The organism is Adhaeribacter aerolatus (assembly GCF_007991635.1).
GTDB classification, from domain to species: domain Bacteria; phylum Bacteroidota; class Bacteroidia; order Cytophagales; family Hymenobacteraceae; genus Adhaeribacter; species Adhaeribacter aerolatus.
In genome coordinates, this window is sequence record NZ_BJYS01000012.1 from 1 (window position 1) to 25503 (window position 25503).

The 25503-nt window shown below is 45.3% G+C and carries 21 protein-coding genes; 14 read left to right on the forward strand and 7 right to left on the reverse strand.

Features of this window, described 5'->3' with window-relative positions; genetic code table 11:
* Positions 1-49 precede the first annotated feature (49 nt).
* From AAE02nite_RS09015 to AAE02nite_RS09040, 6 genes are all read right to left on the reverse strand, one after another.
* Positions 50-628, reverse strand: coding sequence for a Crp/Fnr family transcriptional regulator (locus AAE02nite_RS09015; protein WP_146897378.1), 579 nt, complete (start codon positions 626-628; stop codon positions 50-52).
* Positions 629-634: 6 nt separating this feature from the next.
* On the reverse strand, positions 635-940 hold the full coding sequence (locus AAE02nite_RS09020) for a phosphoribosylpyrophosphate synthetase (RefSeq protein WP_146897380.1): 306 nt from the start codon (positions 938-940) through the stop codon (positions 635-637).
* 58 nt (positions 941-998) lie between these two features.
* A complete protein-coding gene (locus tag AAE02nite_RS09025) occupies positions 999-3152 on the reverse strand; it encodes a heavy metal translocating P-type ATPase (RefSeq protein WP_218033457.1) in 2154 nt (717 codons plus the stop codon).
* Between the two features lie 45 nt (positions 3153-3197).
* Positions 3198-3548, reverse strand: a complete 351-nt coding sequence (locus AAE02nite_RS09030) for a carboxymuconolactone decarboxylase family protein (protein ID WP_218033458.1) — start codon at positions 3546-3548, stop codon at positions 3198-3200.
* Between the two features lie 62 nt (positions 3549-3610).
* Positions 3611-3865, reverse strand: a complete 255-nt coding sequence (locus AAE02nite_RS09035; RefSeq protein ID WP_146897382.1) for a lipocalin-like domain-containing protein — start codon at positions 3863-3865, stop codon at positions 3611-3613.
* On the reverse strand, positions 3850-4083 hold the full coding sequence (locus tag AAE02nite_RS09040; protein ID WP_146897384.1) for an SDR family NAD(P)-dependent oxidoreductase: 234 nt from the start codon (positions 4081-4083) through the stop codon (positions 3850-3852). The genes AAE02nite_RS09035 and AAE02nite_RS09040 overlap by 16 nt, the downstream gene beginning before the upstream one ends.
* A gap of 629 nt (positions 4084-4712) precedes the next feature.
* On the opposite strand from AAE02nite_RS09040, the gene AAE02nite_RS09045 reads away from it, so the two are divergent.
* The 5 genes from AAE02nite_RS09045 to AAE02nite_RS09065 all read left to right on the forward strand — a co-directional run bounded on the left by AAE02nite_RS09045 (position 4713) and on the right by AAE02nite_RS09065 (position 13243).
* Positions 4713-7397 carry a cation-translocating P-type ATPase gene (locus AAE02nite_RS09045; RefSeq protein WP_146897386.1) on the forward strand — a complete coding sequence of 895 codons (2685 nt, stop codon included), beginning with the start codon at positions 4713-4715 and terminating at the stop codon, positions 7395-7397.
* A gap of 454 nt (positions 7398-7851) precedes the next feature.
* Positions 7852-8700, forward strand: coding sequence for a DUF4905 domain-containing protein (locus tag AAE02nite_RS09050; RefSeq protein ID WP_146897388.1), 849 nt, complete (start codon positions 7852-7854; stop codon positions 8698-8700).
* A gap of 13 nt (positions 8701-8713) precedes the next feature.
* Entirely contained in the window at positions 8714-9724 is a 1011-nt protein-coding gene (locus AAE02nite_RS09055) for a LysM peptidoglycan-binding domain-containing protein (RefSeq protein WP_246150910.1), read from the forward strand.
* A gap of 84 nt (positions 9725-9808) precedes the next feature.
* On the forward strand, positions 9809-10579 hold the full coding sequence (locus tag AAE02nite_RS09060) for a TIGR02757 family protein (protein WP_146897390.1): 771 nt from the start codon (positions 9809-9811) through the stop codon (positions 10577-10579).
* Between the two features lie 276 nt (positions 10580-10855).
* Entirely contained in the window at positions 10856-13243 is a 2388-nt protein-coding gene (locus tag AAE02nite_RS09065; RefSeq protein ID WP_146897392.1) for an endonuclease MutS2, read from the forward strand.
* Positions 13244-13662: 419 nt separating this feature from the next.
* Here AAE02nite_RS09065 and dnaG read toward each other — a convergent pair whose 3' ends face one another.
* Positions 13663-15567 (reverse strand): DNA primase, encoded by a 1905-nt coding sequence (gene dnaG, locus AAE02nite_RS09070; RefSeq protein ID WP_146897395.1) that lies wholly within the window; start codon positions 15565-15567, stop codon positions 13663-13665.
* A 291-nt stretch (positions 15568-15858) separates the two neighbouring features.
* On the opposite strand from dnaG, the gene AAE02nite_RS26245 reads away from it, so the two are divergent.
* The 9 genes from AAE02nite_RS26245 to AAE02nite_RS09110 all read left to right on the forward strand — a co-directional run bounded on the left by AAE02nite_RS26245 (position 15859) and on the right by AAE02nite_RS09110 (position 25104).
* Positions 15859-16005 carry a hypothetical protein gene (locus AAE02nite_RS26245; RefSeq protein ID WP_170252557.1) on the forward strand — a complete coding sequence of 49 codons (147 nt, stop codon included), beginning with the start codon at positions 15859-15861 and terminating at the stop codon, positions 16003-16005.
* A gap of 1032 nt (positions 16006-17037) precedes the next feature.
* On the forward strand, positions 17038-17748 hold the full coding sequence (locus tag AAE02nite_RS09075; RefSeq protein WP_146897397.1) for a DUF421 domain-containing protein: 711 nt from the start codon (positions 17038-17040) through the stop codon (positions 17746-17748).
* A 267-nt stretch (positions 17749-18015) separates the two neighbouring features.
* Positions 18016-19119, forward strand: a complete 1104-nt coding sequence (locus tag AAE02nite_RS09080; protein WP_146897399.1) for an Mrp/NBP35 family ATP-binding protein — start codon at positions 18016-18018, stop codon at positions 19117-19119.
* 4 nt (positions 19120-19123) lie between these two features.
* The gene (locus AAE02nite_RS09085) at positions 19124-19393 is read left to right on the forward strand and encodes a NifU family protein (protein WP_146897401.1); all 270 of its coding nucleotides are present in this window, start codon (positions 19124-19126) and stop codon (positions 19391-19393) included.
* A 98-nt stretch (positions 19394-19491) separates the two neighbouring features.
* Complete coding sequence (gene fahA / locus AAE02nite_RS09090; protein ID WP_174761937.1) at positions 19492-20766, forward strand: fumarylacetoacetase; 1275 nt, start codon at positions 19492-19494, stop codon at positions 20764-20766.
* Positions 20767-20881: 115 nt separating this feature from the next.
* The gene (locus tag AAE02nite_RS09095) at positions 20882-21781 is read left to right on the forward strand and encodes a flavin reductase family protein (protein ID WP_146897403.1); all 900 of its coding nucleotides are present in this window, start codon (positions 20882-20884) and stop codon (positions 21779-21781) included.
* Positions 21782-21961: 180 nt separating this feature from the next.
* A complete protein-coding gene (locus AAE02nite_RS09100; RefSeq protein WP_146897405.1) occupies positions 21962-22909 on the forward strand; it encodes a transporter in 948 nt (315 codons plus the stop codon).
* 38 nt (positions 22910-22947) lie between these two features.
* Positions 22948-24468, forward strand: coding sequence for a vanadium-dependent haloperoxidase (locus AAE02nite_RS09105; RefSeq protein WP_146897408.1), 1521 nt, complete (start codon positions 22948-22950; stop codon positions 24466-24468).
* A 441-nt stretch (positions 24469-24909) separates the two neighbouring features.
* The gene (locus AAE02nite_RS09110; RefSeq protein WP_146897410.1) at positions 24910-25104 is read left to right on the forward strand and encodes a hypothetical protein; all 195 of its coding nucleotides are present in this window, start codon (positions 24910-24912) and stop codon (positions 25102-25104) included.
* Positions 25105-25503: the final 399 nt, after the last annotated feature.

Genomic DNA, 25503 nt, shown 5'->3' on the forward strand with positions numbered 1-25503 from the left:
TAAAACTACTTAGCAAAAAAAGGCTGTTAGTTATTTTAATTGAGGTTGGTCATTTACTTGAAATCCTCTTCCTGACCCGGCTTAGGGTTTCCGGGGTAAGTCCCATATAAGAGGCAATCATGTGCTGCGGCACCCGCTGCACAATATCCGGATAAAGGGCGGTAAAGCTGGCGTAGCGTTCTTCTAGCGGCAAGCTAATAATAGAGGTTAGCCTTCGTTGCATGGCGATGTAGGCGCCGGTGAGTTGCAGGCGGGTATAGGTTTCGTATTTTGGTAATCCTTTCAATAGTTCTTCGTGTGCTGGTTTGCTGATTAATACCAGTTCGGAATTTTCCAGCGCTTCAATGTTGTAATTAGCCGGTTCACCAGTTAAAAAGCTATAAAGGTCTGCAATGAGCCAACCCTCCAGCGCAAACTGAATAATGTGTTCCTCATCTTTATCGTTAATCGAAAAAGACCGTAATGCGCCTTTCTCTACAAAGGCTATGAATTTGCAAACATCGCCTCCCTGTAAAAGGTATTGCTTTTTGCGTATCTTTTTAGGAGTCAGGTAACTTTTAATAAGGTCCTGCTCTTCCGGCATAAGCGGAACAATCTCGTTAAATTTCTGAAAGAATAGTTCATACATGGCCTTTTAGCTTCGTATTTGCAATTTTTCCATCATCTCATCCGCTACCGGCTCGCTGTAAATACCATAAGCATTCACCAGTACCCCTTTTACCCCATATCGGTCAGAAGAAATTGCGTAAAGTATTGCCGCATCCGAAGGATTGCTTTCTCCTTCAAACCGGTAATAATTATCTACCTTAAATTCATCTGCAAAAACTTTAAACTGGCCGTCACGACACTCCAGGCAATTCTGACGTAAGTTAAAATCTTCGGTATAACCCTGCTTGCGCAGTTCATTCATGGTTTCGGAAAGCGTTACATATGGTTCCATCGTTTTATTTAGTTGGCTGGTTTAAAGTTAACGTGGATTGATATTAAATATTTAAAATTTATTTTAATGCTTTTTTTAAGGTCTGCGCATTGATGGCTACAATTACGGTACTCAACGACATCAGCACAGCGCCCATAGCCGGGCTAAGCATAAATTTGGGGTACAACACCCCGGCTGCCAGCGGTATAGCAATAACGTTGTAACCCACAGCCCAAGCCAGGTTCTGAATCATCTTTCGGTAGGTAGCTTTCGCAAAGGCAATCATCCCAACCACGTCTCTGGGATCGCTGTTTACTAAAATAATATCGGCGGTCTCGGCGGCGACGTCAGTACCAGAACCTACGGCTATGCCCACATCGGCCTGTGCCAGTGCCGGGGCATCGTTCACGCCATCTCCCGTCATGGCTACCCGTTCTCCCTTTTGCTGAAAAGATTTTATCTTTTCGAGTTTATCGTGGGGAAGCACGTTGGCAAAATAGCCATCCATGTGTAACGTATCGGCCACTGCTTTGGCAATATTTTCATTATCACCGGTGAGCAGGTACGATTTTATACCCATTTTCTTTAAATCATGAATTGCCTCCAACGCCGATTCCCGGATGGCATCGGCCAGGGTAAAAATTCCCACAACCTGGTTATCAATCAGCAAATAATTGATAGTTTCGGTTGCCTTGTCAATAGAAGCGGGAAGCGGAGGTAAAGAAATGCTATTTTGTGCAAAATAGTTAGGACCGGCAGATACCACTTTTTTCCCGTTTACAGTGCCGCTTACGCCCATGCCGGGCATATACTCAAAATTATTAACCGGCCAGGGTTGTTCGGTCTTTTCTTTCAATTTTTTTAATATTCCATGGGCAATATGGTGTTCGGAAGCTTGCTGCACCGAAGCGGCATATTTAAGTATATCGTTATCTGTATAATTTTCGTCCAGTGAAATAATCTTTTGTACTTCATGGGTGCCTTTGGTAAGGGTGCCTGTTTTGTCGAAGATGATGGTATTTAGGTTCCTGGCCGATTCAAAGGCAGTACGGTTGCGGATAAGCAGGCCATGGGTAGCCGATAAACTGGTAGAAATGGCAATAACCAGGGGAATGGCCACCCCCAGGGCATGCGGACAGGCCGTAACCATCACCGTTACCATTCGCTCCAAGGCAAAAGCCATGTCATGATTGGCATACCAGACAAAAAAGGTGGTAACTCCTGTTACCAGGGCAATAATGGTAAGCCATTTAGCTACGGTATCTGCCAGATTTTGCGTTTTTGATTTTGACGCCTGGGCCGATGTAACGAGGGTAATAACCCGGTTGAGGTAACTGTCGTTTCCGGTCCCTGTTACTTTTATTTTCAGCGAGCCGTCACCGTTAATAGAGCCACCAATTACTTTCTGCTCTTTTTCTTTTTTTACGGGTACGCTTTCGCCGGTCAGCATACTTTCGTTTACGTAAGAGCTTCCGTCCACTACCATACCATCGGCCGGAATTTTTTCTCCTGGTTTTATTAAGGCTATATCGCCATGATGCAACTCTTGCAGGCTAACCTCCACAAAACCGCCGGATCGTTCAATGTGTACAGTTGCGGGCAGTAATTCCACTAAACTTTCCAAAGCCCGGGAAGCGGCCATTTGCGAACGCATTTCCAGCCAATGCCCCAGCAGCATAATATCAATTAAAGTAGCCAGTTCCCAGAAAAAATCCATGCCTGCCAAGCCAAACACAACGGCTGCACTGTAGATATAAGCTACGGTAATGGCAACGGCTACCAGTGTCATCATACCAATGGCCTTTCCCTTTATTTCACCAATCATGCCTTGTAAGAAAGGAGCACCTCCGTATAGATAAACAAACGTACTTAACAAAAGCAGCACATATTTATCTCCGGCGAACCTAAGTTCAAACCCAAACCAGGTTTGTATCATGTGCGACAACAGCAGAATGGGAACGGTTATAATGAGGCAGACCCAAAACCGTTTCAGAAAATCATGGGTATGATGACCCGCGTGTTTATCGTAACCACCATGTCCTGCATGTTCTGCATGTGCATGATGCCCGGTCGCGGCGGCAGCATGCCGGGCATGATGTTCCACCTGACTTTTGTGATTTTCAGCCAATTGTACCGGTACCAGGTCCATTCCGCATTGGGGACATTTGCCCGGCCCCTCCCGTATTATTTCCGGATGCATGGGACAGGTATAGGTAGTAGATTGATGTTCCATTGAAACTTGATATAGACGAGGTGTAAAAATTTCTTTAGACAATATTTATTTATCTTCCGCTGTCTTCGCATTAAAAGCATCCATCACCCTGGAAGAAAAAATTAAGGCGGCGCCAGCGTTCACCGCAACGGCCACGCTCAATGCTTCTACAATTTCTTCTTTAGTTGCGCCTTGTTTTATGGCGGCATCGGTATGGGTGATAATACAACCATCGCACTGCCGGGTAACTGCAACCGCCAAGGCAATCAGTTCCCGCACCTTCCCACCCAACAAATTGGTGCTTTCCCCCGCTTGGCTCAGGCCACGGTATCCTTTCAGAATTTCATGATTGATTCTGCCGATTTGTGCATTGTTAGTGGCTATTTGTTTCTGGTATTCATTCCAATCGAGCATCATGGTACTTTATCTTTATAATTAATGTTTATGAAATCATTTTGGAAGCTTTTGGTTTTAACCTGCTATTCGCGGTCATGCCCTATTATTCTTTTATTAATAACCGCCGCCCGACTACCTGGGGTCGGGTTTGACCGGTCTAGATCGGAAAAGGAAACAAACATAGAGTGGGTAAGTGTATGCTTATTTTCATCTACCTGATATGGCCCGGAAAAGGCAATATAAGTAGAGGCTTCCTGTTTATATTCGGCATTGGTGCCATCATACCAATCCCCTGATTCAAAATTCTTCTGGTCAGGATGCATCAGTTGCGCCGACATTTAGCCATCCGGCGTATACATAACATTTCTTCAACTTGCTTGCGGTTCAATACATCACAAACTTTAGTAATCAGCCCCGGCACTTCCTTTGCTGCCCTGTCCGGTGCTTCGGCATCAATGTCACAAACAAATACTTGGGCGCCGTTATTTGCAAAAGCTATTGCTATTTCCCTGCCAATGCCTGTAGCGCCCGCCGTTATTAAAACACGATGTGCCATAAAAGGATTTTCAAGTTCAAAAATGAAATAGTCTTATTAAGATATTGTTTATCAATTACAAAAACAATTAATTACCCGTTCTTCTGTTTCTCTGACCAATGAACCGGCACCACCTGCAGCGCAGCGGTCTTTTTCCAAAGCTTTTACAGGACGGTTTGCGTAATAGAATTCATCTTTCTATTTTGAGTAGTAACGCGGCTGTATTTTCTAAAGTAGAGTAAACACGCTGTTCTGACTATTGCGGCAAGCATTCCAATTAAAGAAACTTCAGTCCGGTTAAATTTGAATAACCGTATTTAGACAACGAAGGAAATTTCAATCTGAAAACAGGGAAATTTGCAGGCTATCCTAAATATACGAGCAAAACAGCATCTATTTGGCGTAATAAATAGTAATTAAAGCTTTATGTAAACGGGAGCCTGTTATCCCGAAATTCCCAGTACTTTTATTTTTCCGGATCCTGGGCATTATTTATTTATAAATATCCAAACAAAACCTGTTTTATCTAACTTAATTTATTTTGATGTTAGGCAGGTAATATTCGCAATGTTTGTTGCGTGGCCAGGTGCATTAGCAGCTTATCGGCCAAACATTAGGTTCTGTTTATAATTGATTTAATTAATTAAACCATGGAAAGTTGGTATACCAGTACAATTGATGCGCTTTTAGGCGAGCTTAATTCTTCCGCGAAGGGCCTTTCGGAGGAAGAAGCCAGGCTTCGTATGCAAAAATACGGGGCCAATAAGCTGGCAGATAAAAAGCGTAGGAGTCCGTTTAAAATACTCCTGCAGCAGTTTACCGAGGTAATGGTACTGATATTAATTGCCGCCGCTGTGCTATCTGCTTTCCTGGGCAAGACTACCGAAGCTATTGCTATTTTAGCTATTGTGCTGTTGTTTGGTTTCCTCGGTTTCTTTCAGGAATACCGGGCCGAAAATGCCATGGCTGCCCTTAATCAAATGGTGGTGCCAACGGTAAGGGTACGCCGGAACGGGGTGGTAAGAGAACTGCCCGCCAATGAGCTGGTACCCGGCGATATAGTTGAGTTTGAAGCCGGGAATGTTATTCCGGCAGATTTACGCCTGCTGGAATCTTTTAATCTGAAAATACAGGAAGCCGCCTTAACCGGGGAGTCGGAGCCGATAGAGAAAATTACGGAGCCCTTAACGAAAGAAGACCTGCCGCTGGGCGACCGCCTGAATATGGCCTATATGGGTACAATTGTTACTTACGGCCGGGGCACCGGCATTACGGTAGCTACTGGCATGGCCACCGAGTTAGGAAAAATTGCGAACCTGATTGGCGCCGTGGGTACTTCCAAAACACCACTGCAGGAAAAACTGGGCAAACTTGGAAAGCTTTTGGCTTTAGTGGGAATAATTGCTGCGGCCATCATATTTGCGGCCGGGATTATGCAAGGAAAAGCCTGGACTGATATGTTCCTGACGGCTGTAAGCGTAGCGGTAGCGGTAATTCCGGAAGGATTACCCGCGGTGGTAACCATTACCCTGGCTATTGGGAGTCAGAGAATGCTGAAACGCAATGCTTTAATTCGAAAACTACCGGCTGTGGAAACACTTGGGTCGGTTACCGTTATCTGCTCCGACAAAACCGGCACCCTTACCCAAAATAAAATGACCGTAACGGTCGTAGATTTGCCGGAACACACCGTAGAATTTAAAGAAACTGGTCCGGAAATAGATAATGCGCAAACAGCTAGCACCCTCGATTTTATACTCGCTGCTTCAGTTTTGTGCAACGATGCTACGCTGGAATTAGACGCAGATAACGCCGGTTCCGAAAAGATTTTGGGCGACCCCACCGAAACTGCTTTGTTGGTGGCTGGGGCGCAAAGGAATATTTACAAACAAGACCTGTATCAGACGTTTCCGCGGATTAATGAAATTCCTTTCGACAGTGATCGAAAAAGAATGTCTACCATTCACCAGGCTACGGGTAATTTGCCCGATTACCTGCGCTTTGTGCAAAACACTTCGCAGGTAGTATTTACCAAAGGTGCGCCGGATTCGGTTTTTAGCGTGTCAGATTCGGTTTGGGTGAATAATACCCGCGTACCTATGACGGAAGAATGGAAAGAAAGAATTAAACAAGCCAATATCCGTTTAGCGCAGCAGGGAATCCGGGTATTGGGTTTCGCCTTCCGGATACTGAACGAGGATGATAACGATGCAGACCTGGAGAAAGAGTTAACCTTTATTGGCCTGACCGGTATGATTGACCCACCCCGGCTGGAGGTAAAAGCTGCCGTTGCCAAATGTAAAGCAGCGGGCATCCGGCCCGTTATGATTACCGGCGACCATCCTTTAACGGCCGCAGCCATTGCCGCAGCCCTGGAGTTCGATTCTCAACCCGAGACGGTTTCAGGCACCATGTTGCAGAAAATGGACGAAAACAGTTTGCAATCACTATCTGCTAAAACGGCCGTTTACGCGCGGGTTTCGCCGGAAGATAAATTGAGAATTGTGGATGCGCTGCAAAAAACCGGCAACGTGGTAGCCATGACCGGCGATGGGGTAAACGACTCCCCGGCCTTAAAACAAGCCGACATTGGCGTTGCCATGGGAATTACCGGCACCGATGTAGCCAAAGAAGCCGCCGATATGGTTTTGTTAGACGATAATTTCTCTACGATTGTAGCAGCGGTGGAAGAAGGCCGGGTAATTTTTACCAACCTGCGCCGGTTCATCAAATTTTCGTTGGCCGGTAACATCGGTAAAGTATTTGTCATGTTGCTCGCTCCTTTTTTCGGTATGACAATCGCCCTGCAGCCTTTGCAACTCTTATGGCTTAATTTGCTAACCGATGGCTTATTAGGTCTGGGTTTGGGAACTGAACCTGCGGAAGAAGGTATTATGCAACGGCCTCCCCGGGACCCGAAAAAGGAAGCACTCAGCAAAAAAGATTTCCTGCAGCTTGGTACGGTAGGAATTATTATTGGCGCCATTGCCCTTAGTATGGCCATAATTTATTACGACCCGCAAAACCCGAACGACTTAACCTGGCAAACCATGATATTTGCTACTATCGGTTTTGCCCAAGTCTTTCAGGCTACTGCCATGCGTTCTTTTGCCCATTCCCCTTTCTCCTTATTTACCAATCCTTTAATGACTATAGTAGTTGCCAGCACGGTTTTATTACAAATAGCGGTAATCTACCTTCCTTTCACGAAGAGCTTTTTTGGTCTGGTACCCTTACCGGCTAAGGATTTACTCATTTCGCTGGCAGCCGGTAGTATTATCTTTATTATAATTACCCTGGACCGAAGGCGCTACAGACACTCAACTCAAAATTAGAAATACAAACATCCACCGGAAAGCCGGGACTTTATATTTGCTATTTTCAGAATAATATCCTGCTGTTAAAGGCCATACACAAGGTAATTCTGGCTTTGCGGCGTTTTCCGACTATGATGGTGCAGGGCAAACACTCCCGCAAGGAGCAAACACCACTCCGGAAAATCTGATTTATGCAACTTCTTTATTAATAAACTTCATTTTCTTCCTAAGGCCCTTTAGAAGAAAATAGTATCAGCTATTGATTCAAAAGCAGAATATTATATTTCATTCTTTAGGAACTCTATTTTATGATATTGATTCTTTTGCTCTCTATCCTGACCTATTGGCTTAATCTTTGTGCTTGTTTATCCGAAGCAGTAACTTAAGTAGTTTTAGCAGCATCTAGGGTATTTCCTTCCTAAATCTTTAATTAGTTGGGCGGCTAGTTAATCTTTTTTAAATTTGCAGGCAGATGAAGGCGGCAGGAGAAAGCGTAAATACCAACACCGGAAAATTAGTCCCGGCCTATGAACTTGAATGGGTGTACCCAGTCTGGCAGTTACGATTCGACGAAAAGGCCGGACTCATTGCTGTGGAATGCCGCGAGGCCGATACTTTGCAGACAGCTTTCAGTGTATTTAGGGCTAAAACCGGGGAATTGCTCCTGCGGGATTACAAACCCGCTAAAGCCTGGTGGCAAAATTTAGCCGCCAATCACAACGGTATTTTGTACCTGCAAGGCGTTTCTGCCAAAGGGGTAGGCCGGTCGGTTGGCATAACCGCAGTAAGTATAAACGACGCACAGGTAAAATGGCAGCAGCCGGAGTTTAGTTTTCATAGTTTAACCGGCAACACTATCCTGGCACTGTCGGCGGCAGGAGAAAGTACAGAGTTAATCTGTTTAAATCCGGAAACCGGGGAAGAAATGGGCCAAGCCGGCAGTATGGCCGCCTGTCCGGAAAAGGCTGCCTCTTTATCCGCAGAAGAAAGCCGGGCCATAATGGTACCGCAGCACTACCCGGCCGAAAATAAGTATTTCACTGATTTAAAGTTGTTTGTGCAAAATAAAACTGGCTTTGATGCCCTTTACGCCATTGATTATTTAGAACATAAAAATATGCTGGCGCTGGGGTTTTACCGGCCACAGGAAAATAAGCTGCAAACTTACCAACTGGCCGTGTTCTCTCTTACCGGCGAACTTTGCCTGCAGGTAGACCTGGGGAAAGATTTAAGCGGAATCGGTACAGATAATTTTTTTATTTTCCAGGATACATTAATTTTAGTAAAAAATAAAAAAACTTTGTTGGGTTACGAGGTCTAGATTATTTAGAGTTATGTTAAAAAAAGCTTTTTTAGTAGCGGTGCTCTTTACCTTTCTCCAAAAAGGAGCGGCACTGGCTGGCAGTATGCCGGTCGATTCGGTTGGTTTGGAGAAAAGGAACGGTAAAAACTTTGTGGTTCATAAAGTAGTCCCGAAAGAAACCTTATTTGCTTTATCCCGGAAATACAATGTACCGGTAAACCAGATTGTAGACGCCAATCCGAATATTCAGAGTGGTTTAACCATTGGGCAAATTGTGTATATACCCAGTAAAGTCCCTCTAAAAAAGCCGGAGCTTGCAGCCCCTCCTATTGCCAAAGCTAACACCTCTCCTTCTACGCCTTATACCTATGTAATCGACGCCAAGGGCAACAAGGTACACCAGGTAGTACCCAAGCAAACGCTGTACTCCATTGCCCGGATGTATAATATTACCATGGCTGATATCCGGAAATGGAATAATTTAACGTCGGATAACTTAACGGTAGGCGAAGATTTAATTGTTGGTATGGGTAATAAACCAACCCCTAATAACAACCCCCAGTATGTAGGCGAAGTAGACGATACCATCGATAAACCCAAAGCTACCGTTACTACGGCTAAACCGCCGGTAAAGCCGGCCGAGGAGGTGGTAGTTAAAACCAATGAACCGGTCCGGACAGCCGAACCTGTGCGAACGGCGGAGCCCATTGTACGGAGAGAAACCGAAGAAACCCTGGACCGGGAAGAAAGTACCGGGCCAAGTGAAAGTGTAAGTAAAGTTACCGAAAGCGGCCTGGCCGAAGTGATTGAAGGCAACAGCAACAACAATAAATACCTGGCCCTGCATAAATCAGCCCCGGTTGGCTCCATCCTGCAGGTTAAAAATATTATGAACGGCCAAAGCGTTTACGTGCGGGTTATTGGTAAATTACCCGAAACCGGCAACAACGACAGGGTGGTTGTTAAAATATCTAAAAGAGCCTTCCAACGCCTGGCTTCGCTGGATAACCGATTCCGGGTAGAAGTTTCTTATATGCCTTAAGCAAAGGTTAAACAAAAGTACAAAACCCACTTGCCCGATAACGGATGGACAAGTGGGTTTTGTTTTATAAACTATTTAAAATCAATGGATAATAAAGCAGCCATTAAAATTTTACTAGAAGATAGAGTTATTAAATACAACCAACCGGCCTTTATTCCCCATGACCCCATTGTTATTCCGCACAGCTACACCCAAAAGCAGGATATTGAAATTGCCGGCCTTTTTGCGGCCATGCTGGCATGGGGCCAGCGGGTAACCATTATAAAAAAATGCCGGGAGTTGATGGCCCGCATGGATAATGCGCCTTATAGTTTTATCCGGCAGCACCAGGACGAGGATTTAAAAGCTTTAATGGGTTTCAAGCACCGCACTTTTAACGATACCGATTTGCTGTACCTGGTCCATTTTCTCCGGCAGTACTATCAAAGCCACGACACGCTCGAAGATGCCTTCACAGCCCAGGGAACCATTATGGATCAGAAGCAACGCCTGGAAAACTTTTTTAATACGGTTTTTAGCCTGCCAGAAGCACCTAATCGTACCCGGAAACATATTTCCACCCCGGCCCGGAAATCGGCTTGTAAACGCATTAATATGTATTTGCGTTGGATGGTACGGCAGGATGAGCAAGGCGTAGATTTTGGCATCTGGAAAACCATGAAGCCGGCCGATTTAATCTGCCCTTGCGATGTGCACGTGGGGCGGGTGGCCCGGAAGCTGGGCTTAATAACCCGCCCCCAAACCGACTGGGAAACGGCTACGGAGCTTACCCAACACCTGCAGCAGTTAGATCCGGTGGATCCGGTAAAATATGATTTTGCTTTATTTGGATTGGGAATTGAAGAGAAGTTTTAAACTTGCCTCCATTTACCTTCTATTTTTTCTTTTTAATATTTAAGCTATTCTACTGATAATCTAGGGAGTAAATAGAATATTGAAAAGGAATAATTTAAATATTAATTTACCCTTAGAAGTAATTTCCGGTAAATATTACCAGAAAGTTTCCCCTAAAATATCGAGACATTTTTTCGGAATATTAAATTTATTTTTGTTCCGGATTGTTATACCATACTATTGGCATTCGTACTAATATTCTACAATTTTTACGCATATTGATTTAAGATTAAGACCTTGATATATCCTCAAAACTTTGAAAATAAAATTGGCTTTAACCAAATCCGGGAGAGCCTTATTTCGATTTGCCTGAGTCCGCTGGGGCAATATTTTGTAAACCGCATGCAATACCTGACCCGTTACGATTTGGTACAGAAACTCCTGCATCAAACCCACGAATTTCAGGGCTTAATGGTATCCGGCGCAGATTTCCCAACCCAGCATTACTTTGATGTTACCGAGCACCTGAACCGGGCAGCTATTGAAGGGTCTTTTCTGGAAGTTAGGGCCTTCTTTGAAATTAAAATGTCCTTACGCACTATACGGCAGGCACTTACCTTCTTCTCACAGGCCGAAGAAACCTTGTACCCTAATCTGCGGGCACTAGGCGAATCCATTCAGGTAGACCGGCACTTGCTCGCTGCTATGGATAAGGTAGTAGACGATAACGGAGCCGTACGGGATAATGCTTCGCCGGAACTGGCCCGCCTCAAAGCCGACTTAATTCATCAGCAAGCCTTACTACGCAAACAGATTCAGGCGGTACTCCGGCACGCTAAAGCTTCCGGCTGGACCAACTCCGATGCGGAACCAACGGTGCGGGGCGGCCGCATTGTAATACCTGTACTGGCTGAATATAAACGGCGCTTGAAAGGTTTAATTCACGATGAATCTACCAGTGGCCAAACAGTTTATATTGAGCCGGATACCGTATTTGAGTTAAACAACGACATTAAAGACCTGGAGAATGCTTATCACCGCGAATTAATCCGGATTCTGACGACTTTAACCAACCAGTTACGGCCGGCCGTGATAGATTTACGCAAGGCTTACCAATATTTAGGTCTGCTCGATTATATCCGGGCGAAAGCCATTTATGCCACGCGGATTGAAGCCACCTTACCAACTTTACATAAAACGCCGGCGGTAAAATGGCAGGATGCCCGACACCCGTTGTTGTACCTGAACTTTAAAGGCCAGGGCCGGGAAGTAGTACCTTTATCGCTTACCCTGGACAAAGAACAACGGATTTTGTTAATCTCCGGGCCCAACGCCGGCGGTAAATCGGTTACCTTGAAAACCGTAGGTTTGCTGCAATATATGCTGCAATGCGGTTTGCTTATTCCGGTGGCAGAAGGCTCCGAGGCCGGTATGTTCGAAGATATTTTTATTGATATCGGCGACGAGCAATCGCTGGAAAATGACCTGAGTACCTACAGTTCGCACTTACAAAACATGAAGCAATTTGTGGTATTGGCGGGTAGGAAGAGTTTGGTTTTAATTGATGAGTTTGGTACCGGTACCGAGCCACAACTGGGAGGTGCTATCGCCGAAGCGGTGCTGGATAAACTGAATCAGCAAGGCGTGTTTGGGGTAATTACTACCCACTATACCAACCTGAAGAATTTTGCCCAACGCACGCCCGGCATTGTAAATGGCGCCATGCGTTACGACCACAAAGAACTGAAACCTTTGTACCAGTTGGTGATTGGCAAACCCGGTAGTTCTTTTGCTATTGAGATTGCCCGTAAAATTGGTTTGCCGCAGGACATCGTAAATAAGGCCAGCAATTTGGCTGGTCGCGATAAAATCCGGTACGATCGCTTACTCGAAGAACTGGAAGCCGAGAAAGTAGAAGTGGAAAAACGCAACCGCGAGTTAGCCACCCAGGAGCGGAAAATGCGCCAATCGGCCAAAGAATATTCCGATATGAAGCAGCTCTTGGAAGAAAGCAAAGCCGATATTATTTCGGAAGCCAAGCAAAAAGCCAAGTTACTGCTCCGCGATACGAACCAGCAGATAGAAGCTACGATTCAGCAAATCCGGCAAAGCCAGGCCGATAAAGAGCAAACCAAGCAGGCCCGGCAAGCTTTGGAAACCTTTACACAGGAAAAAATTAAAGTAGAGCACCGCCCAGCCAAAAAGCTGAGTACGGCTAAAGGCGAACTGGTGCCCGGCGATCTTGTTTCCATTTTGGGGCAGGATTCAGTGGGGCAAATTGTTTCTTTAAAAGGTAAAACGGCCGAAGTGCTGTTTGGCAATATTAAAACCATTGTAAAAACCGAAAACCTGGAGCGGGTAGAAGGCCAATTGCCAAAAGTGAAGAAAGAAGCGCCGGAACCATCCCGCCAGGGCATGAACCTGACCCAGCGCATGGCAGATTTTAGCCCGACGCTGGATGTGCGGGGCCAACGTGCCGAAGATGCTTTAACCCAACTCATGGCTTTTGTTGACGATGCGATAATGCTAGGCATTCCGGAAATTAAAATTATTCACGGCCGGGGTAACGGTATTCTGAAGCAAGTACTCCGGGATTACCTCCGTAGTGTAAAGGAAGTGGCCAGTATCAGCAACGAGCACGTAGAACGAGGTGGCGATGGCGCTTCGCTGGTGGTGCTTAAATAGAAATTAGTTTTCGCTGGTTTAATATTCAGATAAAGAAAACTACCTTATTTAACTTACTGTTTAAATGGCTTTCTCATTTTTGGGGAAGCCATTTTATTTTAATAGCCCCAATAACTCTACATATGAAGTAGCAGGCAGATAAATAACCCTGCTTTGTATAAGTTTGCGGCAATATTGGCCTAAACAAAGGTTAAATTTAATTATGCCTTATAACAAAAGCTGGTACTTAATATTACTTTGGCTTGGGCTGCTATTTACTTTCCTGCGTAATAATTCTCCGGCCCATCCGGTAATCGGGCACCGTTATTTATGCCCTAAAATAGGTTACCGGCTACCTGGAACCCGCACCGTTAGAGCATCTTATATTTCTCACGCTGCTAGTTTTAAAGAAAAGTCATAGAAAAATAAAAAAAATGCTTTTACCTGACTACCACCACGCCTAACTGGGCGCCAATTTCCACCTCGTACTGCTGCAGGGTTTTGATTAAGGTCATTATTTTCATTATTTCTGGAAAATCCTTTTCGGTTTTAAGCAGTTCGGCGTTTTCTTTAATCATTTGCTGTACATTGCGCCATTTCAGCCGCAATACGGCCGTATCGGCGGCAAACTGCAGCATATCGGTTTCGCGGGGCACAAAAATCTGGTGGGTTTCCCAGTTTTCGCTCAGCTCAAATTTATCGGTAAGCAAACTGATGGCTTCCTGTCTGATTTCACCATCGGGGTAATTGATAAAGTAATCCGGCGAAACGAGTGAAGACTGTTTTACTACCTCCTGAAATAAAGTTATTAAACGGGCATGTATGGGTATTTTGAAGTCAATGTCTTCGAGCTGCGCCAGCAGGTAAGGCAAAAAAGGCTCGCCTTCGGGTAGTTGGTGCGCCGAATAATTCACCAGCAAGCGTAAAACTTCGCGCTCGTGGTGCAGCAAAATGGCATCGTCGGCGGCTACTTCGTCTTCGGGCTGGGGTGTAAGTTCAGGCTCGGTGGTCGGGATAGTGGGAGAAGCCGGTTTGGGCCGCTCCTGCTTCATGAGTTTGTTGTACTCGGTAAGCAATACCTGCTCTTCGATGCCGAATATGACGCTGCACCGCTGCAAAAACACGGCCCGCTTAATAGAATCCGGAATTTTAGAGATACTGGAAATTATTTCCCGAATGGCCTCGGCTTTTTTAACCGGGTTATGCTCGGCCTCCTGGCTTAACAGCTCAGTTTTAAAGGAAATAAAATCTTTAGCGTTGGTGTCAATATATTTCTTGAAAGCCGTATCGCCTACTTTCCGGATGTAACTGTCCGGGTCTTCTTTATCCGGAAACAACACTACATTTACGTTCAGGCCACCTTCCAGAATTAAATCAATACCCCGCAACGAAGCTTTTATACCGGCGGCATCGCCGTCGTAGAGTACCGTAATATTTTTGGTGTACCGCCCAATCAGCTTAATCTGGCCTTCGGTAAGCGAAGTGCCCGACGAGGCCACCACATTTTCGATGCCGCCCTGACTAAGCGAAAGTACATCCAGATAACCTTCTACCAGGTAACACAAATCCTGGCTCCGGATGGCTTGCTTGGCCTGGTACATGCCGTAGAGCACATCGCTCTTGTGGTATATTTCGGACTCCGGCGAGTTAACGTACTTGGGCGTTTTATCATTCGACTTCAGCGTGCGGCCGCCAAAACCCACTACCCTGCCCGATAAATTATGAATCGGGAACATAACCCGCGCCCGGAACCGGTCGTATTTTTTATCTTCTTTTCTAATGGTCAGGCCGGTGCTTTCCAGAAACTCCAGTTGAAAGCCTTGCGCCAAAGCTTTAGCGGTAAGGCCGTCCCAGGCTTCGAGGCTGTAGCCCAGTTCAAACCGCTGGATGGTAGGCATGGCTAAACCACGGTCTTTAAAGTAAGGCAAGCCAATGCTCTTGCCTTGTTCGTGGTTTAGCAGAATATCGTGGAAATAATCTTTAGCGAAGTTAGAAAGTATATACTGACTTTCCTTCTCGCTCTGGGCCTGGGTAAGTTCCGGCGTAACTTCTTCTTCAATCGCAATCGCGTATTTCCGGGCCAGGTATTTCAGGGCATCTACGTAGCCAATGCCCTCAATATCCATAATAAATTGCAACGAATTACCCGCCTTGCCGCAACCAAAGCACTTATAAATGCCTTTAGCCGGTGACACCGAAAAAGAAGGCGATTTTTCGTGATGAAACGGGCACGGCGCCCACATATTCTGTCCTTTTTTCTTCAGGGTCACAAAATCCCCTACCACCTCCACAATATCGGCTTGCTGAATAATCTGGTCAACGGTTTCCTGGGGTATGCGGGACATAATTTAATATTTGGGTGCTTTTACAAAGATAGAAAACCTGGCAGAAAAAGAAATTTCTTCTGCAACGCTTAATGGCTAAGTTTAATGGTATACATTAATTTTAACCTTCACTCGCATAAGTATTCACCGGCGTTATAATCAGGTATAATTCCCCGCCGGAACCGGCAAATGCATCTTCGAACAGTAATAACCGGAAACTTTACAGGAAAAATAAAATAAATTAAATATTAATGTTTTTTAATATTTAAACTTTTATTAATTTAGTGCAGGTCAATAACAAATCACTATTCCATGAAAAAGTTAATACCATTTTCTCTGTTTTTGCTGGCCGGCCCGTTCGCGCTGGCATTACTAACCGGCAAGAAAGAATCGGCCTTTAATAAAATCAGGATGGGTAAAGTACTAAAGGAAAGTGAAGACCTGTTTATAGGCAGTTAACATTAACGAATGTCCAAAACTATAATATTAACCGGAGCAATATTTATAGATGCCGCTACAACATCTTTAATAAATTAAACTTTGCATTTAATATCCGGCAATTTAGTTCAAGTAGTTACCAGAGCCAATCATCGTTCTTAATAAATATTTTAAGCTGAATAAATGCTTCTTACGATATTTTTCAACCACTCTAAATAAGAAATATAAATTTAGCCGAACCCTAAAAATTATCACCAAAAAGTATAAATAAATAACTGTTAAAATTTTTATTAAATATTATTTTCCTTAGATTTGCAACACACAACAGATAATTTTTACAGCACATTATAAAAGCTACACCAAATGAAAAGCAAAGAAAATTCAAAAAAATTGGCTACGGTAGGTAGCTGGATTTTAAAACCTGGTCAGAAAATATCCACCGAAACCCGATAGCTATAGAGAACTTCTACAAATTAGAACTTAATCCGGTTTAGATTTCGGCAATCAAATTTTGCCGGATAAAATATACTGCGTCAAATTCCCGGAAAAATACCGCAGCAGTATTTACCAAGGGTAATACCTTGCCATTATTTACCCCTTATTCTTTATTATTTGCATCTGAAGGCTCACGCCGGCACCGGTTCTTTCCTGGCCAGTTAAGGTATGTCTTCGCTTCGCTCCTTTTGCCCTGATTCTAAAAACACCTGAAAGTATCAACTACCCCGCCTTCTCCGGCGGGGTTTTGTTTTCTATTTTCCCAGCCCCCCTGCTTAAACCTATTAGAAAAGATTAGCATTTAGAGACTTTCCGGCAAAGACACTGTATTAAACCCTCTTCGCTCCTACGAATAAAAAGTAAAACCTAATTCCCAGGGCTTGACCTACCGCAGGATAAAAATAACTAAATAGGCCGGCCGGCTTATCCAAATATCTTTGATAATCCGAAGGCAACCTGCTTGTGGTTTTGAAAATAAATCCTTTTATCTGCAACATCGTTTAGCACAAAGTTCTATATTTTAACTCCAGTAGTTCCTCCATTGTATGAAACCCCTGTATGAACCCAGATTTCGAAGTATTTGACCTCAAACGAATATTTATTGGCGATGCGCCGCTCATCTTTTTACTGGAGATTGTTTTCCGCACGCTGGTTATGTATAGTTACAGCATTTTTTTGTTGCGGCTGTTGGGTAAAAGAGGAATGGGGCAGCTATCTAACCTGGAACTGGCCATTATTATTACGTTTGGTTCGGCCATTGGCGACCCCATGATAAACGCCAGCATACCAATATTACACGGCGTGGTAGCCGTTACGGCAGTTACCATTTTTCAGATTAATCTGGAACGGTTTATAAATAAAAACAAAAAGGTGGAAGCTTTTATGGAGGGCGAGCCCAACCTGGTAGTAGATAAAGGGGTTATAAAATGGGACTGCCTGACCAGAGATAATTTATCCAAAGAAGATTTGTTCCGATCGTTACGCAGTAAAGATGTAGAGCACTTAGGTCAGATAGAAAAAGCATTCTTTGAAACCTCCGGCCAGATATCGGTTATGTTTCGGTCGCAGGAAAATACAAAGCCGGGCTTGAGTTTGATTCCCGAAAATGAAATTGAACCGGAGGCTATTTTGAAAGCGCCCACACCCGTACCAACCGCCGGCCTGTATTGTTGCCTGGATTGTGGTAACCTAAAATCTTTGGCGGAAGCGCAAAAAGTAAGCAAATGTGAGTTGTGTGGGGCTAAAGAATGGGTGGTAGCTAAAAAGTAAAATTTATAACCAAAGTATTCCCTTGTTCACTGGCTATAATTTTAACGGTGCAATATACCCCCGCTAATTAAGACTTACCTGTTTATTGGCAAATATTAAATTTTTGCTTCTGAACAGCAGATCTGCCTTGTTCAATTTAAGCCGGTTTTAATTTGTTATTCCAATAGCTTGTTTACCTGCTTATACCGGCTAATATTCCGCTAAATCAGGGTTAATCTGAACAAAATTTTGTACTTTTGTGAATCATTAGATTAGCTAAAGAATAAGATGGCTATTACGCAACAAGATATATTAAAAGCCTTAAGTTATGTAGAGGAGCCGGATCTGGGCAAGGATTTGGTAACCCTGAACATGATTGAAAATATACAAATCGACGGCAAAAACATTTCTTTTACCGTTATTCTTACTACTCCGGCCTGTCCGCTGAAAGAACTGATTCAAAATGCCTGCATCCGGGCCATTCACACCATGGTGGATAAGGAAGCGAACGTAACGGTTAACCTGACCAGCCGGGTTACCACTGCCCGCGATACCAATTCGGCCATTTTGAAAGATGTTAAAAATATTATTGCCATTGCTTCGGGTAAAGGCGGCGTTGGAAAATCTACCGTTACAGCTAACCTGGCCATTGCTTTGTCGCAGAGCGGCGCCAAGGTAGGTTTAATCGATGCCGATATTTCGGGCCCGAGTATGCCGCTGATGTTTAACGCCGAAGAAGAACGCCCGCGGGTTTTCCGGACGCCCGAAGGCCGAAACCTGATTGAACCGATTGAGCGCTACGGTATTAAGCTTATTTCGATCGGCTTCCTGGCACCGGCCGAAAATGCCGTAGTCTGGCGCGGTCCCATGGCCAGCTCAGCCCTGAAACAATTTATCTCGGACGTGGACTGGGGCGAACTCGACTATTTATTAATTGACTTACCACCCGGCACCAGCGATATTCATTTAACCTTGGTGCAGACTGTGCCGGTAACCGGCGCTATCATTGTTACCACCCCACAAAAAGTAGCGTTGGCCGATGCTCAGAAAGGTTTGCAGATGTTCCGGCAGCCGCAGATTAACGTGCCGGTGCTCGGAATTATTGAAAATATGGCTTACTTTACACCCGCCGAGCTGCCTCAGAATAAGTATTTTATCTTTGGCGAGGGCGGTGGCCAGCAATTGGCAACTAAATGGGGCGTTCCGTTGTTAGGACAGATACCACTGGTACAGAGTATCCGCGAAAGCGGCGACGATGGTATGCCTGAAGTAATAAAAGTGGATTCGCCGGCGGGCAAAGTATTTGAAGAAGTAGCCCAGGCCGTAGCCCAGCAGGTTTCGGTGCGCAATGCCGGCCTGGCGAAAACGAAAATAGTACCTATTAACACCTGATAACATGGTAGCGACCAACACAGAAGAATTACTATTTGAGCGAATTGAAAGAGCCTTGGACCAGATAAGACCTTACCTGGAAGCCGACGGTGGCAACGTAAAAATTTTGGAATTGTCGGACGATATGGTACTGAAACTGGAATTATTAGGTGCTTGCGGCTCCTGTTCCATGTCGTTAATGACCATGCGGGCCGGCATTGAACAAACCATTAAACGGGAAGTACCTGAAATACAATCGGTAATAGCCGTAAACCTGACGCCACCCGTGGTTTAAAATATTTCCTTTTTTACCTTATAAAACCGGAGCCAGTCTAGTCTGACTCCGGTTTTATTTTTTTGTACCTTTACTTTTAAGGTATAATTTCCGCTTCTATGATTCGAGCCAACGACCCGCAACTGCACTCCTGGATCCAGATTTCACCTAACAGTGATTTCCCGATCCAAAACCTACCTTTTGGGATTTTCAGTACATCTACCCGTGATCCGCGCGTAGGAGTAGCTATTGGCGATTATATTCTGGATTTATACGCTGTGTGCCAGGAAGGATTGTTTGATTTGTTATCACTGGAAGATCCGACGGTTTTTCATTCCGAAACCCTGAACCGCTTTATTTCTTTGGGAAAACCCGTTTGGCGGGAGGTCCGGGAACGGGTATCGGAGCTGCTGCGGAACAATAATCCGGAAATCCGGGATAACCATGAGGTGATGAAGGCCTGCCTCGTTAAATGCCAGGAGGCCACCATGCACCTGCCGGTAAAAATACCGAATTACACCGATTTTTATGCCAGCCTGGAACATGCCACGAACGTGGGGCTAATGTTCCGTAATCCCGAAAATCCGTTGTTGCCTAACTGGAAACACCTACCGGTAGGCTACCACGGCCGCGCTTCTTCCATTGTGGTTTCAGGATATCCTATTTTCCGGCCGCAGGGCCAGACCAAAGCCCCCGATGCCGATCTGCCGGTTTTTGGGCCTACCCGCGAATTAGATTTTGAACTGGAAGTAGCCTTTATTACCGGCCGCGCCACCGACCTGGGTAGCTTTGTCATGACCGATGAAGCCGAAGACTACATATTTGGTTTGGTACTGTTTAACGATTGGTCGGCCCGCGATATACAGCGTTGGGAGTACGTGCCGCTGGGGCCATTTTTGGGTAAAAGTTTTGCCTCCTCCATTTCGCCGTGGGTGGTAACGTTAGATGCCCTGGAACCTTTCCGGGTACCCGGCCCGGTGCAGGAACCCAAAGTATTACCTTACCTGGAATACGAAGGCCATAAACACTTAGACATAAACCTTAAAATTTACCTGCAACCAGACCAGGAAGATCCGGCCCTGATTTCCCAATCGAATACCCGCCACTTGTATTGGAACATGAACCAGCAACTGGCCCACCAAACCAGCAACGGCTGCAACCTGGAAGTAGGCGATTTATATGCTTCCGGTACTATCAGCGGCTCCGAACCGGAATCGTACGGCTCTATTTTGGAATTAACCTGGCAAGGCTCTAAACCACTTACGTTACCCAACGGCGCTACCCGCAAGTTTTTGGAAGATGGCGATACTGTAATATTTAAAGGATATGCGGAACGCAACGGCCTACGCGTGGGTTTTGGCGAGGTCCGGAATAAAGTTATGCCCACCCTATAGTGGCGGTACGTGAATGGCTGATTCTATCCTGACATTAGGCATGATTAGGCATGAAGCACTTACCCGGTAAAAAACATTTTTTACAATGTTCACAATTGGTAAATTTTAGCGATACATGTTTAAGTCTTTCGATGCAAAAGCTTTAAGTCCAGCGCAGCTACAAAATTGGCTGCAAAGTGCTATTGCGCCCCGACCCATTGCTTTTGCCAGTACCCAGGACGCTGCCGGTAACATAAACCTAAGCCCTTTTAGTTTTTTTAATGTTTTCGGTACCAACCCACCCATCATAATATTTTCTCCGGCCCGCCGCATTCGCGATAATACCACCAAACACACCCTCCAGAATGTGCAGCAGGTTCCCGAAGTAGTTATTCATATCGGCAATTACCCGCTGGTCGAACAAATGTCATTGGCCAGTACCGAATATCCCGCCGGGGTAAACGAATTTATAAAAGCGGGCTTAACACCAATTCCTGCGGTATTGGTAAAACCGCCTAGGGTGCAGGAAGCGCCGGTCGCTTTTGAGTGCCGGGTGATGGAAGTAAAATCAATCGGAGATCAGAATGGCGCCGCCAACCTGGTTATCTGCGAGGTGCTTATGCTACACATCCACGAAGCTATTTTAAACACCGCGGGCACAGCTATCGACCCACTTAAACTGCAACCGGTAGCCCGCCTGGGTGGCGACTGGTATGGCCAATCCACAGCCGAGAGTTTATTTCGTTTACCTAAACCGAATAATAATCTGGGTATGGGATTCGATCAATTGCCACCTGGTATCCGTCAGAATATTTTTTTAGATAGCAGTAACCTGGCCCGGCTAGCTAACCTGGAAAAATTGCCTACCTACTTCGAACTTCAAAATATTCGCCAGGAGCCTTATGTGCAGTACCTGCTTCAGAAATACGCCCCGGACCCGGCAGCACAATATACTGCCATGAGTAAGCTGGCTAAAAAGTTAATATTACTGAATCAACCGGAAAAAGCCTTGCAAATTCTTTTAACCCTTCTGTAATGAAATTGAATATTTAAAATTGTATATTTAGTTACCGGAATAGCCCCCCTAAGAACCTGTCTGATAATTATATAAACCTGCAAAATACTTTTTAAAAGAGAACTGAATATTTATTATAATTGTACGAACAATACTTTCCCGCTCCTAAACTTCTTTGTCCCAGCCTTTTAAATAACACCAATGGCCAAAACTTTTACCCGATTACCTTTAACTTTTCTCCTGCTTCTGCTTACGTCGGGTTTCCTGCCAGTTTTTGCCCAGGGTATGGTAGACGGCTTTATGAAAGGCAAAGGCAATAGTTCGGTAGCCTTTTCTTACTCCTACGAAAGCTACGACACTTATTTTGTGGGTGGTACTTCTACCCAAAACGCCAACCTGGGCACCATTACCACCCGCAGTCTTAGTTTTTACGGGGTTGCCGGCCTCACAGATAAGTTGGATGCCATTATCGCACTTCCTTATATTAAAGCTACTGCCGACCAGGGTTTTTGGCAGGACCAGAAAGGCTTCCAGGACGGTGCCTTTTACTTAAAGTATAATGCCTACGAGCAAAAATTAGGTAATCTGGGTAGCTTATCGCTAATGGTGGCCGGCGGTATTTCTACTCCGTTTAGCCCATATATTGCCGATGCCCCGGTAGCTATAGGCCATCACTCCACCAATCTGGATGGGCGTTTAATCACCCAATTTAAAAGTAATTACGGTGTATTCCTTAGTGCGCAGGCCGGTTACGTTCGCCGGTCCGATGTAAAACTAGATCGTGATGCTGTTCCTTTACCCGAAACTGGCCGCGGCAGCCCCTATTACAACGGCCACACCAGCCACGTACCCAACTCTTTCGATTATTCCGTGAAGCTGGGGTTTGCCTCGTCGTTGGTTTACGCCGATGCCTGGCTGCATAAACAGGAAGCCGGCAAAGGAACCAATATTGGTCCGGGCATCCCTTTCCCGAGCAATGCGGTGTCTTATACCCGAACTGGCTTTAACGTGTTTGTGCCATTGCCTTTTTTCCCGGCAATCGGATTGGGCGGCGGTACCAGCTTTACCCTGAATGGTAAAAACGTCGGCCAGGCCACCCGTTACTCGGGTAGTTTGGTTTACAACTTACCCAACTGGCAGCAAAAATAAATTCCTTTTAACAATCTGGTAGTGCAAATACTTTCCCCATGTTACTTTCTAAAATCATCAGGCAAATTACTTCTTTCCGATTTCTTTCGTTGCTCTTCACCGGACTCCTAATAGCCGGTTTGAGCGGCTGCGAAAAAGCCGATCTCTCTGGTCCGCGTTTCGAAGCGGCTAATCCCCAGGATCAGGATTTAAGCGGCGGCACCTGGAAAACCATTATCCTGAAAACCAGCGCCACTGTTTCTGTTCCGGTACCGGATGCTGCTACCAGTCCCGCCTACCAGCAGGAGTTAAGCGAGATTAAACGCTTACAAACGCAACTGAGCGGTTCACAACGCGAAGCTATCCAATATTGGTCTGCGGGTGCAACCCTGCGCTGGAATGAGATTTGTCGCCAGTTGGTAGCTAAATATAACATAGCCCCCCAGGTAGGTGCTGCGCCGGACCCGCAATCGCCGTTTGCCAACCCGGTTGTAGCGGCCCGCATTTATGCTTTGTTAAGCGTAGCCCAATACGATGCCCTAGTATCGGCCTGGCACCATAAATTTAAATTTAACCGCGTTGCTCCTGTCCAAACCGACAACCAGATTAAACTTTTAGTACCGGCCAGCAGCTTGCCTTCCTACCCATCAGAAGATGCAGTTGTAGCGGCCGCTTCTTTAGAAGTATTAAAATTTATTTTCCCGAAAGAAGCTGAGTTCTTAAGCAACAAAGCTACCGAGCACCAGGAATCACGGTTATTAGCCGGTGCCAACGTACGCACCGATTTAACTGCCGGCGCGGCCCTGGGTAAAGAAGTAGCGCTTAAAGTGTTGGATTATGCCCGCAAAGATCGGATGAACCTGGCGGGAGATGCCAAGAACACCTGGGAGCAAGCACTTGTGCCAGTTAAATGGAAGAGCCTGGATGTTCCGGTACGTGGCCCTATGTTACCCTTGGCTGGCAATGTAAAAACCTGGTACGACTCCACTGCACTAATGACGGGTTTACCGGGCCCACCTCCAGCCGTAGGTAGCACCGAATTTAACCAAGCCCTGGCCGAGGTGCGGAAGATTGCCGACAGCCGTACCCGGGAACAATGGCGCATCTCTGATTTTTGGGCCGATGGAGGCGGAACTCCTACCCCACCTGGTCACTGGAACCAGATTGCGGCTAGTTTAATCCGGCAAGAACAATGCAGCGAACTGCGCACCGCCCGTATCCTGGCCTTGCTGAACCGCGCCTTGTTTGATGCGGCTATCTGTTGCTGGCGGACCAAGTATACGTATTATATACCCCGGCCTTCCCAGATGGATCCCAAAATTAAAACGGCTACCGGTATTCCTAATTTCCCCTCGTATACTTCCGGACACGCTACCTTTTCAGGCGCAGCGGCCACTGTTTTAACTTACTTATTTCCGCAGAATGGCGAAAATCTGAAAAAGCAAGCCGAAGAAGCTGCTCTATCGCGGCTGTACGGCGGTATTCACTACCGCTTCGATAACGAAGCCGGCCTGGTTTGCGGCCAAAATATTGGCAAAGAAGCTATCAAATGGGGAAGAACCGATGGTTCACCGCAATAAAGTGCAGGTTAAAAGTTACAAACTGAAGGTTAAAGCTTAATGCAAGTATTTGAATATTATTAACCAGTATTTTTCAGCTTCCATAAAATGGGCTACCTGTTTGTGATGCGATGTTTGCAAAGAAAAGAAAAAGAGATAAACCAGGGAAAACTCAGAAGTAAAGAGAGAGAGAAGCAAACAATCTATGGGCATTAGACTAACAGCCCGCTCAGGATGCACGTGACTTTCTCTTTATACAACCAAATCAAGGACAGTTGACTAGGTGAGGGAGCCAGCATACAGGATTGCCAGGTCCGGTTTTTTTCTTTCCTTAACCATTTTCAGGTAGGTACCCATTACGGAAATAACTTTCAAAGGCAACATTTGATGCGAGTATTACCACCACTAAAGTTTTGATAATTAAAAAGTTCAGCAATTAAAAAACTGAACTTTTGTAAGCTGTTGTCGCTCTTACCCACCAATGCCCAGGTGGTGATGAAAGCCTCGGATCCTTACTACTACCGGCGGACATTCTTTCTGCACCGGCATCAGGTACGCGTATCGGCAATAAACCTACTGATGATTCGGTTTTTGTTATATGCGACTGGTGTGTACCATGACCCATCAGAAAGAGGCAGCCATAATTTGGGAATATAATTCAAAGGAAAATCTGACTTATGACAACCGGATGCGGCGATGATTACCAGGCTCAAACAGCTGCACGCAGGCCTGTATTTACTCAACAAGCACCTTACGGCTGTTACTAATCAAAGGGAAGCTTTCCAGTAAATGCCCGGTGCCGATACTTATACCCTAAAGCAGTGAGAAAAATATATTGCCAAAAACAAACCGGTGTGCCAGCTACCTTTTAGTAGGTAATCTGAATTTTAATATTTATTTTGGGTTTGCACAGGGTATGCAAAAATTGAAAAGACCTGAAGAGATTCGTTGTCCCGGAAAATATTCCACAAAGGTAAATTTCTGTACCAACCCTTGCTGCCTGTAAGTTAAAATGCTCTTTTTTAAATTTAAAAAGCTATTAGACTCTAACCAATC